10 protein-coding genes are annotated in these 13080 nt (G+C 59.0%); 2 read left to right on the forward strand and 8 right to left on the reverse strand.

What is annotated here, in order from left to right; genetic code table 11:
- Positions 1 to 89 precede the first annotated feature (89 nt).
- From D3227_RS44635 to D3227_RS38290, 5 genes are all read right to left on the reverse strand, one after another.
- Entirely contained in the window at positions 90 to 239 is a 150-nt protein-coding gene (locus tag D3227_RS44635) for a DUF1612 domain-containing protein (RefSeq protein ID WP_120019213.1), read from the reverse strand.
- 228 nt (positions 240 to 467) lie between these two features.
- Entirely contained in the window at positions 468 to 1160 is a 693-nt protein-coding gene (locus tag D3227_RS38270; protein ID WP_120019214.1) for a hypothetical protein, read from the reverse strand.
- On the reverse strand, positions 1157 to 4444 hold the full coding sequence (locus tag D3227_RS38275; protein WP_167481054.1) for an Eco57I restriction-modification methylase domain-containing protein: 3288 nt from the start codon (positions 4442 to 4444) through the stop codon (positions 1157 to 1159). Before D3227_RS38275 ends, D3227_RS38270 begins: the two co-directional genes overlap by 4 nt.
- Positions 4445 to 4753: 309 nt before the next feature.
- Positions 4754 to 5068 carry a hypothetical protein gene (locus tag D3227_RS43485; protein ID WP_245452125.1) on the reverse strand — a complete coding sequence of 105 codons (315 nt, stop codon included), beginning with the start codon at positions 5066 to 5068 and terminating at the stop codon, positions 4754 to 4756.
- A gap of 93 nt (positions 5069 to 5161) precedes the next feature.
- Complete coding sequence (locus D3227_RS38290; protein ID WP_167481055.1) at positions 5162 to 6280, reverse strand: RHE_PE00001 family protein; 1119 nt, start codon at positions 6278 to 6280, stop codon at positions 5162 to 5164.
- A gap of 196 nt (positions 6281 to 6476) precedes the next feature.
- On the opposite strand from D3227_RS38290, the gene D3227_RS38295 reads away from it, so the two are divergent.
- Complete coding sequence (locus tag D3227_RS38295) at positions 6477 to 7661, forward strand: site-specific integrase (RefSeq protein WP_120019218.1); 1185 nt, start codon at positions 6477 to 6479, stop codon at positions 7659 to 7661.
- Positions 7662 to 7798: 137 nt separating this feature from the next.
- On the forward strand, positions 7799 to 8902 hold the full coding sequence (gene fic / locus D3227_RS38300; RefSeq protein WP_120019219.1) for a protein adenylyltransferase Fic: 1104 nt from the start codon (positions 7799 to 7801) through the stop codon (positions 8900 to 8902).
- An 83-nt stretch (positions 8903 to 8985) separates the two neighbouring features.
- On the opposite strand, the gene repC is transcribed toward fic, so the two are convergent.
- The 3 genes from repC to repA all read right to left on the reverse strand — a co-directional run bounded on the left by repC (position 8986) and on the right by repA (position 12615).
- Positions 8986 to 10191 (reverse strand): plasmid replication protein RepC, encoded by a 1206-nt coding sequence (repC, locus tag D3227_RS38305; protein ID WP_120019223.1) that lies wholly within the window; start codon positions 10189 to 10191, stop codon positions 8986 to 8988.
- A 154-nt stretch (positions 10192 to 10345) separates the two neighbouring features.
- Positions 10346 to 11332, reverse strand: a complete 987-nt coding sequence (gene repB, locus D3227_RS38310) for a plasmid partitioning protein RepB (protein ID WP_120019220.1) — start codon at positions 11330 to 11332, stop codon at positions 10346 to 10348.
- Between the two features lie 74 nt (positions 11333 to 11406).
- Complete coding sequence (gene repA / locus D3227_RS38315; protein WP_120019221.1) at positions 11407 to 12615, reverse strand: plasmid partitioning protein RepA; 1209 nt, start codon at positions 12613 to 12615, stop codon at positions 11407 to 11409.
- Between the last annotated feature and the right edge of the window lie 465 nt (positions 12616 to 13080).

Genomic DNA, 13080 nt, shown 5'->3' on the forward strand with positions numbered 1-13080 from the left:
GCAAATGCTTGCCCATGCTCGCCGCACCGCTGACGAATGGAACGACTTCCTCGAAGCCTTCGTCGCTGACCAGGAACTCATCGCTCGCATCAAAGCGAAATCTCCGCGGTAACAACCGGGCGGTTACCCTCGAGCAGCAACGCCGCGGGCAGGACGACCGGCAGATCGCGGGTCTTGAACATCACGTCCTGCCACTCGGCCAGGCGTGCGTCCTCATCCCAGTCGAGATCGTAGATCAGATTCGGCCGCTCGTCCGGGCGCGGGAGCGGCTTCGCTCAGCAGATGTCTGGGTCCAAGGAAGCAAGGCATTTCGTCCGATAGATGAGCATCTCATGCCTCGCCCGGCCTCACCGATCGCCTCCGAATAGCCAAGCGTCAACCGCCCCGCCGTCGACGCTTCCTTTCGCGCCGTCACATAGGTATAGGGCGCACCCGGCTGCGGCGATCGGGAAGGTTCCGTAGATCGGCTAGACTGCAACAGCAGGGGGCCGCAGATCGACCCAAAAATGCCGTAGCTTGTAGGGAGAGACTCCCTGCGCGCGCGTCAACTCATGATCGATAGTCGACACACCACCGGCTATCCAGCCGGTAGCGGGATGCGGGAGCGACGCAATGGCATGGGTACTGACGATGGTGTCCACTTCACTATGGATACTACTGAACTCCATTGAGTGAACGTAACCGACCATCGCCCCAGCGACCGCATCCTTCCCGTAAAGATGCGCGGGGTGGACAAAGCGCAATACCCCATGGTTCGCGTAGTTCTCGTTGTAATTCCAGTCCGCCCTGTCGGGCTTGCCCAACTTCTTGCATTCGATGACATAAGTACGCACACCCTCGTCGGGATCTTCGGCCTCGTGGTCGATGAAACTCCATTGGAAGTCTGGAATTTTCTTCGTCCTCGGGTCAGGCTCCGCATCCGACCGCGACGGAAGATTTTGCGCCTCGGGCGTGGGCGGGTTCGAAAGCGCCTTCGCCGGTGACTGGCGATACACCTGCTGGTTCGCGCGCAATATCCGAAAGTAGAACTCTCGGTTCATGTGTGTTTCGTTTCCCGACACGCCCTCCTTCCGCAACTCCCTCAGGGCGACGTGCAGTATTGCCTCGATCTTGTCGACATGGTTCTGCCATTCATCCGATGCACTCGTACCGCCCGTCATTCCGGTTTCTTACCCGCACGCAGAAAATGCAGATTGACAGCCTCGGCGTCCTCACGAGCGGCCGTCGCGGACCAATTCCGCCTTCGATTAGCCTTTACGATCGTGAAACCCCGGTCATCGCTGAGATGTATTGGTTTGCCTGCCGAAAGTGATTGCTTGAGCGGCAAGGCCTCTCTTTCGGCGAACCTATCGAGGACGTTCTCCCATGCGTCACGCTCTGTTCCTCGTGCGCCTTGCTGAAGTCTCGAGCCGACGTCGAAACGCACCGCTACGAGGCCGAAATCCTTCGATCCGAATATCTCCCACGAACACTCGATGGAGCGGTTCAAGCGCTGCGAAACTCCTTCGATCATTGCCGCCAGATAAGCGGAGAACTCCGGGCTCGTCACTGCCGGTGAAGGGAAGACCCCCGAGGTAACGGGGGGCCGCTCGAGCGGCAAAAGCGCGGACGACAAAGCTCCCTTCCAGTAGAAGCGGTGCTCAAATTCCCAAAAGTCGTTCACGAGCTCGCGCTCAGGTACCGAGAACTCGAACAGATCGAAAACCGCTTGGTCCAGCTCCTGCTGGATTTGCTCGCGCTCTTTCGCGAGGCGCCCCTTCGCCTCGGCGTCCGTCTCGCCCCAATTCACTTGGGTCGACGAGCTCTGCAGACGCTTCACCGAATCGACGATGCGGTCGGCCGCACTTTCGAATTCCGCCTCCGGCATTCCCCAGGCAGCATCGATCCTGACAGGAGTGCTCAAGATATCCTCGGAAGTGACTTGATCATACCAACCGCCCCAAGCCCCCGACGTCATGAACAAACGATAACGCGCGAGTGACGACCAAATGATACCCAGCAGTATTTCAGCATCCCGTTGCCGCCATGTCTGGAGTGGGACGCAATATACAGTATGCCTAAACGAAAACGGTTCGGTTTCTACACGGCAGATGGGGCCGTAGGGCTCGGAAACGCCCCGCTTGGTGATCAATCGCTGCCCGTTGTAAAGGCGTTCATCCGGCTGGCGCTTTACCCCGGTCGGAGGCGAACCCAACCAATCCGGATTCAGCTTTCCATACTGCTCCAAATCAGAAGCGTCGAGCTCGGGCAATCGCGCGAGATCACCCTTAGGAGCCTCATTTCCTTTTTGCCAGCCGTAGCCGGGCGCACAATCGGCTCCGTCCAGGAACTCACCCAGCGTCCGCTCCATGTGTAACCGAGCGACGAGCGCAGCATCGCGATGCCCGCCCCACCAATAGGTTTTCCAAAGATAGTCGAACGCTTCGAGATCGGACTGCTTGACGATCCGGCGTTCCATTCCGGTGAAGGCGACGATACGCGTCGTTTCGGCCAGCCTCGTCCGCCGCGCGTTGCAATAGCTGACTACCCCCGAAGTCTGACGTTCGCCGCGAGCCATATAATGCATGAACATGAACGGTGCGGTGGCACTCGCAAAAAACAGCCGCCGGACATGGGTATAATTCACGACCTCCTTGACGAGAACCTCGGCAAGGAACCGGGTACGGAAATCGCGGCTGCTGTCACGACCGTTCCAAATGACTTTGGTGCTAATCAGCAGTCCGCACGCTCCGGCATCGCCGGAAAAGGAGAGAGCTCGCTGAAGGAAAAGCTGCGAATAGCTTTTGTCACCGACGGCATGGGCGAAGTGCCGTGCCCACAAAAGTGCCTGGCGTGCGGGTCCGCCTTTTTTTATAGGAACGCGGCGGCCGTTCGTGCCCATCTCGTAGTCGACGGCCTCCTGCCAGGGCGGGTTGCCGACAACGACGTCAAAGGTACCGAGCTCGAGATCGAGTTTGGAATGTCCGAGAAGTTCAAGGACCTCAACCCTTCCCTTGTATTTGGGCAGCTTCCGGTTGCGCTCCGCCAGCACCTCGCACTCGGCGGGCGTTAGCGCGAACGCATTTGCGACAATTACGGTGCCGTAGTGCCCTTCGTCTCGGGAACCGCAATGAATCAGGTGAGGCATCTTGCCGGCAGCGAGAATGTCCGAAGGGTCCATGCTGTCGAGCAACGCCAGATACAAACTGAAAGCGGCGACGCGCGCGGCCTCCTCTTTCAGCTCGATGCCGCAGACTTGCGTCCTCAGGATTGCGCGCAGCTCCGCTGAGGCCAGCTTACGGCGCTTTTGCAAAGTCTCGAAACGGACCATGCGCTTGAACGCCTCAACGAGGAAAATCCCCGAACCGCATGATGGATCCAAGACGCGCGGACGCCGCTCTAGGACCTCTCTCGGCAGCATGCGGTTCAGAACATCCTGCACAAGCGAAATGGGAGTGAAGTGAGTATTGTCGTCCCTTACCGCGGCCGTGTCGCCATTCGTCTCGACCGCGTGATAGAACTCCTCATAGATGCTGCTGATCAATGAAAGAGGAACAACCTCGAAATCATACGCCCAGAAAAAGAGCTCTGGCTGATCCTTCTCAGTTGCTCCGAGCAGTAAATTGCGCATCTCCAATAGATGCTCGGCCTTGAACGAGGTCGCGCCGTCGCCGATGGAAAACAGGTCGCCGTTGAAGTCATTCGATAGGCGCTCGAACAGCGCCGTAGAAAACTCTTTGTCAAGAAGGACCCGATCGAAAAGGCGATCGCGAACTTTATGAGCGATGACCGGCTTCTCGGGAGGCGCGGACAGGATTTCCGACCAGCGGGGATTGTCACCGGCGACCTGCCGAAAGTACTCGAGACCGATGACCTGCCGATCCTCAAGATACCGAATAAGAATAGAACGACCGATGAGCGAGTGCGCTTGGCTGGCTGCCATGCCCGACGACATCAATGATCTTCGCACGGCCTTGAGATCGTTGACGAGACGGAAATCGGCGCGACCGAAGAGGGAGGGTGATCCCCCCTCGGGCGTAAACTGATTGATCAAGTCGGCAATCGTCTTATCGCCGAGCGCCTTCTCGATGTCCTCTATGCGGGTGAACGTCTCCAGTGGCGAAAGTGCTGCTGCTGCTGAATATTCGGGAGGCTCCGTCAGCGCATAAACGCGCAAGCCGTCGGCAAGAGCCAAGAACAAACAAAACGGGCCGGACATACACCACGCTCGTCGATAGGCATCATAGACGGCCTGGTCGTCGATCTCTCCCGTAAGCGCCGAGAAAACGAACACGGGATCATTCTGGACAAACAGAACGCTCTCCGCACCTATGCGTGAAGCCAAGGTGGTCCACTCGCCGACATCGCTCCAACGATCGCCGAGTCGCCCATCCGCCGGAGGAACGGCCGACGCCGGCATTAGGTCTTGGCTTGTCGTTTGGAGAAGCGAGTAGACCTTATCCAACAAGTCGCGCCCAGAGACTTGCACAGTCATGGGAAGAGATGCAGCTTCATGGACATAGGTGCCGCTGGGAATGCGCAGCGAAGGTCGTCAGTTCTGGCCCCCACTTCACCGATGCAACCCCGAAGCTCTTCGAATCGCTTTGCGGAATTTTAGCAGATTTTACGCGACGGTTGAACCTCTATGTATCGTGTTCGAAACCGAGCATCGCACTCGAAACGCGAGCGAATTATCGTGAACTCGAAACTCTCGCAAAAGGATCGCGCTGCCGTCGTGAACTTCGCCGGCGCATCGGTACGCAATTCGTTTGGCTCACAGCGCGGCCTCGTAAATCCGCTTGACGAGATCGAACTTGCGTCCTCGACGAGCTGATCGCTGTTCGCAAACCAACTGACCGACAATATCGCTGTCTTGGAAATCAAAACGCCCGGCATGGCGCTGCTCAGCAAAAAGGAATACCGCGGTGGTGTCTTCGGCCCTTCTTCCGAACTGGTCGCTGCGGTCACGCAGATTCTCGATCAGATCAACAAGCTGCAGAGCGACATCTACCAGCTCAAGGCGGATAGCGGGCCGACATGACGTAGGGACAGTTTCAGGCTCAAAATCATGGCTTTCGGCATGAATCACGGCGGCGGATTTGACAAGAATTTCCTCGAATCAGTCGTTTATTAGTTCTCGGATCTTCAAACAGAGACCACACCTTCAGATGAGGCCACAGTCTCAAATCACCCCCCACGCGCGAAACCTTCCCCTCCCCGTCATCTCGCGAAGGCCGAGCTCGCCGATAAGATTGAGCGCGCCCTGCTTCGAGACTTTTAGCACCTCTTGGATCATGCCGGTCGAGACGATCGGCCGCGAGAGTACGAATTCGACCAAGTCGGCCAGTTTCGAGCTGGTGCGCCGTTGTTTGAGCCGCCGTTCCATCTGGCTTTTCGCCATCACCAGCCGGTCGTGCTCCTTCAGCCCCACGAGTGCGGCCTCATGGATCGCATCGAGGGAGGCCAGCATCCGATCACTGCGATTGCGTGCTCGCCGACGCTCTCGTGGAATGTTTTTCGCGCCGAGATGGAGGCAGGCGAGATGGTTGCCGGCAAGACCCTCCTGCCGGAGCAGCGCGGCAACGAGCTGCGGCCCTAGCCAGGCGGCATGCTGCAGCACTTCGATGTCCGACCAGGCTTCGAGCAGGATTGCCGCGCGCAACACCGCCGGCAACTCCCGCGTTTCCGCGAGGACGGCCTGCCATTCGGCCAGCCGTTCTTCTTCATTCCAGTCGAGATCGTAGATCAAGTCCGGCCGCTCGTCCGAACGCGGCGTCCTCGCCGGCACGTCGGCGCCGCTGAGGATCTTTGATGAGCGTGCCAAGACAGCATCGATCTCGGCAAACTCCTCAGCCAGAAGATCGTCCTCAGCATCGTCCCGAACATCGGCTTCAACTAAGCTGGTTCCCGCCCCCTGCCCTTCCCGGTTTTTTTGTCCCGCCGCCGGCATGGCGCCACCCCGGCCGGTCAGGGCCAAAAAACCTTCCCGGCCGAGCGCCCAGTCCGGCCTTTGCGACAAAATTCGACGGCGGGTTCGCAGCACCGCATGCGCCCGGGTGAGTTCGTGGGTCGGCGTGCGAATGTCCATGTGGGCGTCGTGCAGGACGAGGTCTTCGACATGGACGAGCTCGCCGTCGAGCCACAGCGCCGCGGCCGCGTCGGCGAAGTGCTGGCGCTCGACAAAACCGTCGCGGACAGGGGAACGAGCCAGCCGCTCGTCAAGGCGGGCCAAAACCTCGGTGGCGCGGGCAACCGGGCCGATCAGGGTTTTCAGGGACAAATCGCCGATGTCGTAAGCCATTGTTTTCATGATGGCTGATTCGCGTTGGTCAAGCTATCCGGCAGTTAAGTTGACTTGCAGGGGATTTTCTCGCGTGCCTTTTTCACTATCGATAAGTACCTCTTATCGATAGTGATGGATTTGGCAGCCGGGAGGCGCTAGATTCGGCGCAAAGCCCGGCTGCAACGGCCGCAGAATTCGCCTGGAACACGCCTTGATGCCAAAAAACCCTGCCCGCGCCGGCGGCCGCCAAAGCACCGAACTGGTGGCGCGGCGCGCCGAAGCCCTCGACGCGCTCGATTCCGTGCTGCCCTTCGACCGCCGCGACTTTCTGGCCGGGCTTTTGACTGACGACGACGTCGCAACCTTGCGCCATCTCGCCAAAGAAGGCATCGGCGCAAATTCTCTGCGGGCACTCGCCTCCGACCTCGGCTATCTCGAGGCCTGGTCCCTCGCCGCCACCGGATTTTCGCTGCCCTGGCCGGCGCCGGAGGCGCTGCTGATCAAATTCGTAGCGCACCATTTGTGGGATTTGGCGAAGCGCGAAACGGATCCGGCGCACGGTATGCCGGCCGACGTCGCGGCGACGCTGAAATCCCAAGCGCTTTTGCGCACCGACGGGCCGCATGCGCCGGCTACCGTGCGTCGGCGCCTATCGAGTTGGTCGACGCTGACCAAGTGGCGCGGTTTGCGCGGAAAATTCAACGCACCGGGCCTGCAGAGCGCTATAAAGCTGGCTGTGCGCGCCAGCGCCCGCCCACGCGGCCGCAAGAGCAAGAAGGCCGTGACCGCCGACATTTTGACCGCGCTCCTAAAAGCCTGCGCCGGCGACCGTCTTGTTGACGTGCGCGACCGCGCCCTTCTCATCACCGCCTTTGCCTCCGGCGGCCGCCGCCGCAGCGAGATGGCTTCGCTCAGGTTCGAGCAGATCGTCGAAGAAGAGCCGGTGCCGGCCGAACCCAAGGCTCCGGATTCTTCGGACAAACTGCCGTGCCTGTCGATCCGGCTCGGCCGAACCAAGACGACACAAGCCGACAGCGACGCCTTCGTGCTGCTCGTCGGCCGGCCGGTGCTGGCCCTGAAAGGCTGGCTCGAGCGCGCCGGGATCACCGAGGGCGCCGTGTTCCGCGGCATCGACCGCTGGGGCAATCTCGAAAAACGCGCCCTGACGCCGCAGGCCGTCAACCTGCTTCTGAAGCGGCGCATCGCCGAGGCCGGGCTCGACCCGCAAGCGTTCTCCGCCCACGGCCTCCGCTCCGGCTATCTCACCGAGACCGCCCGCCGCGGCATTCCCCTGCCCGAAGCCATGCAGCAGTCGCAGCATCGCTCCGTGCAACAGGCGTCGAACTACTACAACGATGCCGAGCGGACGCTCGGGCGGGCAGCACGGGTGATCATATAGATTCGGAGCGTTGGAGGGGCCGCTTGCGGCACTCAATACATGTCGATAGATTGCGATTCTATCGACATGTTTTGACGACGTGTCGATGTCGACGACATATCCCGCCCGACATGTCGATCGCATGAGGATTGACCGACATGCCGTTTCGCCCGGATCGCCCCTACAACGACCTCCCTCCCCTTCCTCCGCGCGAGGATGTGGAGACCAAGGCGGTGCTGAAGGCCTGCATCGCGGCGCGAGCAGCACTGGCGGAACTCCGCGTATCCGGACAGCTCATCCCCAACCAAGCGGTCCTGATCAATTCGATTCCACTGCTTGAAGCGCAAGCAAGCTCGGAAATTGAAAACATCGTCACCACGACCGACAGACTGTTCCGCTTCGCCAATGAGGCCGGCAACCAGGCCGACCCGGCAACGAAAGAGGCGTTGCGCTATCGCACCGCCCTCAGTGAGGGCTTCCAGACGCTCAAGCAGCGCCCGGTGTCTACGTCCACGGCGATCGCCGTCTGCCGGACCATCAAGGGCGTGGAATTAGATATTCGCACGACGCCAGGCACGGCCCTGATGAACGAGGCCACCGGCGCGGTCATTTACACCCCGCCGCAGGGTCAGGCGCTGCTGCGCGACAAGCTCGCGAACTGGGAGCGCTACATCCACGAGGCCGAGGATATCGACCCGCTGATCCGGTTGGCCGTGATGCACTATCAGTTCGAGGCCATCCACCCTTTCACCGACGGCAATGGCCGGACCGGACGGGTGCTGAATCTGCTCTATCTCGTCGACAAAGGGCTGCTGGACATCCCGGTGCTCTATCTCAGCCGCTATATCATCGGCAACAAGCGAGCTTATTACGACCGGCTTCTGGCCGTCACGACCGAGGCGGCATGGCAGGACTGGATCCTCTACATGCTCGAAGCGATCCGCGAGACAGCCAACTGGTCGACCGCGCGCATCCGCGCCATCCGCGACCTGCTCAATCAAACCGCGGAGCGCATGCGGCGCGACCTGCCGAAGATCTATTCGCGCGAGTTGGCCGAGGTGATCTTTGTGAACCCTTATTGTCGAATCGGCGATCTGGTGGTAGCCGGGATCGCCAAGCGACAGGCGGCATCGGTCTATCTGAGGACCCTCGCCGAGCAAGGCCTGCTCCAGGAGATGAAGGCTGGCCGGGAAAACCTCTACATCAATCCGGCCCTCTTGGCGCTTCTCACCGATCGGTCGCCGCCGCGAACTGCGCAATAATCCCAAAACAACAGAGCGCGGGAAATCGAACCGCAGATCGCGACCGCGACCATACCGACGCGCGTTTGAGACCGTCCCCGTGCTCATCCCGTCATCCTCGCTGTCGCGCTGTTGGCCTTGAGCGCGGCCATCAGCATCGGCCCGACCGAAAACTCCCCTGCCCTTGCCTTCTCGGTGAGCACGCGCAGATAGCCGCCCGCTGAATTGATGTGCTGCGCCCTTTGCAAAATGCAGGCGATCACCATTGCTGCGGTTTCCTGCCCCATCACATGGCAGGCGTCCTCGTATGCGGAGGGCGACACGCCCAGGTATCCCCGCACCTGGGCGGCGGTTATCATGAGATCGCGCCAGTTGCCGATCCCCTCAACGGCATAGTCCGCAATTTCGGGGCAGGCCTTCAGCACCATCCCCAGCGGATAGGTTTTTGGGGGCTCGGCGGTCCTCGTTAGTGGCTCAACCGCCGCCCCGCTTTTTTCGAAAGCAGGTTCAAATTCAAAAATAGAGTCGGTATTTGAATCAGATTGCTGCCGCTCGCTTTGGGACTCATTGCCGCTCGGATTCGTGCATTCCATATGGATTTCCAGCAGCTTATCCACGTCGTCACGCAACGCGGCAAGATCGGCCACGATGGGTTCAAGCTCGGCAATGCATGCTCGGCGCGGAATTGCCTCCACAACGCTTCGGAACCGCTCCCACAGGCCCCCCCAGTCGCCCGGCACATCTTCCTCAACGGCAGCCTCGATCAGCTTGTGAATGTCACGGCGGTGCAGCGTAATGCGTTCCCTCATAAGCCTGAGCGCCCTGTTGTCGGCGCGAACACGCTCGGCCGCCGCCTCGAACTCTTGAGCACGGGCCAGCAGCGGCGCCAGGGAGAAGCCAAATGCTTCCTCGATCTCCCCACCCCTGCCCTTCCGTGCATAACGCTTGCCGTTCGGGCTGTCCCGACGGATGACCAGACCGCAATCCACCAGCTCCGCCAGGTTCCTCCGCAAGGTGGAATCGGGCATGCCGTGCGCCCTGAGGGACAGCTGTGCGTTCGAGGGAAACACGATGACGCCGTTTTCCTCGCTCAGCTCACTGTCAGGATAGAATGACAGCAACGCATTCAGGACGGCCAGGGCGCGATCGCCGATACCGACGATGCTCTTGCCCTCGCAGAGGTTGCGATAGATTTGCCACTTGTCGACGACCCTGCCCTTGGGGATCTCACGTGACTCGTTTTGCGCTGCCAGCATGGCAAGCGACATCGGCCGCCGCCCAAAGGGCGTCGTTGCAATACCCGTCTCCATTTCTTCCTTCGCCTTCAATTAGGCAAAAGAAATCCGTCCGCCGAATCGACGCTTAAAACTCTTGACACTGATTCGTGGAAATGAGATTCTCGGCTTGCTAAAGATCGAGAAGGGCTTCCACGGTTCGCCGTCGGGGGCCTTTTTCTTTTGCGGTTTAGTCTCCTGTTGCTGTCCTCTCCGACTTCCTGAACGCCTCATAAAGGTCGCCCAGATTGTCAGAAATCCACGTTCCAAAGCGGCTGCCATCCGTCTCCTTCACGGCGATCGTAACGGCCTTGCCTGCCTTCTTGACACTGACGCTAACTGATTTGTCCTCGGCAGCCCAGGAATGCACCTCTTGCTTCACACCGGCCTTGCGAACGGGCTTCCCCTTCGCATTCAGGGCCGCAAGCAACCTTTCGAAGCGTCCGTTGCTTTCCAGTTCACCGAATTCGGGTTCCGACAGGATTTCATTAACAATGTCGGATTTCTTGCCGACAAGAAGCGACAACTCGACCCACCGCTCGCGGCCGACAGACGCAGCTGATCCAATCTTGCTGATGACGGATGCCGGAATCCTTGTGACAACTGACACCATCTTCGAGACAGCAGCGGCGTTCGAGGCCAATGCCGAGGAAATAACATCTCTGTCATATCCTAGGTCCTCAAGGCGCTTTGCAAACATCGCCTTCTCGATGAAACTGAGATTTGCCCGGGCGGAATTCTCCTGACCCTGGGCAATGACATGAGTCTTGTCGTCGATTTCCTTGACGACCGCCCTCACTTTCCGCCCCAGTTCGCAGGCAACTCGGACGCGGCGATGGCCGAAAACGATCATGTAGCGGCCGTCGATACGGGGATGCGGACGAACAAGTATGGGAGAATCCTGTCCCCTCTCCTGGATCGCTTCCAGCAGCTCTTGATACTGCTCCTTGTCGTCGCCCATGCGGTCGGAAACGAACGACCCGTCGATAGCGTTTGGATCAAGTTCGACCACATGCTCGCCTTCAAGATACGCATCCGCTTGCTTTGCCAACTCGTTGACGGAGCGGATCATGGATTTCGAAGCGCCTCGGATCGGATATGCCGCCTTGGAGGCCGACGACACCTGGTCGTCGGCCTCCTTTTCTGCGAGGCCTGCAAGAAGATTCTTACGCGCCATATTGTCTACCTCCAGATAGCGCCTAGTCCATTGAATGCATTCGGAAAAGATCCGATTTTGTCAGCGGACAAAAATCAGCGCCCCCATGCTTCATGAATTAAGTCGGCGATTTCGCCGTTTACGACATCCAGCGCATCCATTGCCCGCTCGTATGTGGAACGGGTCATCGCATTCTTCTCGACTTCGTAGAGAGTCTGCTTGGTAATCCCCGCATCGGAAATCGCCGTTGATTTCAACATCTGGTTCTTGAGAATGAATTCGCCAAACAGCGTATGCAGGAACGCCACCATCTGCGCTTGCGGCTGATCTGTGGGTTCGAATCGAGTAACAAGATAGCGATACCACTCCAGATTCACCTCGGCACCCGCCGCTCTGATCGGCTCGAGGATGTTCCCGAGCATCAGCAGAAACTGGCCCATGCTCATCACATCGAGCATCTGCGGATGGATCGTGATCAACACTGACGTCGCCGCGGTCAGTGCGGTGATCGTCAGGTACCCTAGTTGAGGCGGACAATCGATAACTATGACATCGTAGCGATCGTCGACCTCCGTCAGTGCCGTCGAGATGCGCGTGAAGAACGCCCTGCCCACATTCGAAGACCTGTCCGTCATTGCCAGAGGCGTGTCGTATTCGAATTCCTGCAGCTCTAGGTTCGCGGGAACGATATCGAGGCCCGGGAAATTCGTTGGCTTGATGATTTCCGAGAGAGGCACCTTGTCGTCGTCATATCGAATCGAGTCGTAAAGCGATTTCGTCTGGTCGAGTTCAGGCTGGAACCCATACAATGAGGAAAGCGACGCCTGCGGGTCGAGATCGACAGCTAGGACACGGTGCCCGGTCAGCGCGAGGTATTGGGCGAGGTGGGCAGCAGTGGTGGTCTTACCGCTACCCCCCTTGAAATTGACTACAGCTAGGATCTGAAGCTTCTCGCCCGGCCGCCGATGGGGAACATACATTCGGGCGTCGGATCGCCCGTACTGGTCGAGATACTGGCGCAGCTGAAGCATCTGTTCAGCAGTATACGACCGCCTGCCCGAGGTTGAGGTTTCAGGCACCGGGCCTTTGCCTTCCAGATGCAGTTTTTTCAGATGGCTTTGGGAAACCCCAAGATACGTGGCAACCTCGGCCAGCGAGAACGATCGAAGATTCTTCTTTGCATGGGGAGGGAAGCGCTGCATCGAGAGCAGGTGCAGCTTCTTCGATATCTGGTCGCCTTGCTCGAGAATGCTTTTCTCGAACAGCAACGGGATTTTCATGGGAACGGGCGAACTCACGTTCATTCGATCGAGACTCTCTAAAAACGATTTTTGGCGTGAAGAGGCTAAGCAACCGTCATTATGTCCGATTCGTTCGATCCGGCAAGAAATTTTAAGTTAACAAAAGGTTAACGGCCGCACGGCAGCGGAATCACGCGATCCAATTCATGCAATTGAATAGGCAACACAATTTGCCGATTTTGTCAGCGGACAAATTTCTGCTTTCTGCAGCCGTCAGTCAGTCTTCGTAAGTATATCGCCGATATCAGACCGTGCTTGACGCCATCACAAGCCTCGCACCTTTCCAGTTATGGGAAGACGAGTTCACGTGAAACTTTATGTTTGCAAAGAGACCCCACCGAAGTTTCGGATACTGGGCAGGGCAGGGGGACAGCGCCGCGTATCGCGCTCCACGCGGGATTACAGCATGTCCGTTTGCTTTCGTTCGAAAACATGCCCGCGCCTCGGGCGGAGAGCGCGGGCATGTTT

Origin of the sequence: Mesorhizobium waimense, assembly GCF_003601975.1 — a bacterium.
GTDB lineage: Bacteria > Pseudomonadota > Alphaproteobacteria > Rhizobiales > Rhizobiaceae > Mesorhizobium > Mesorhizobium waimense.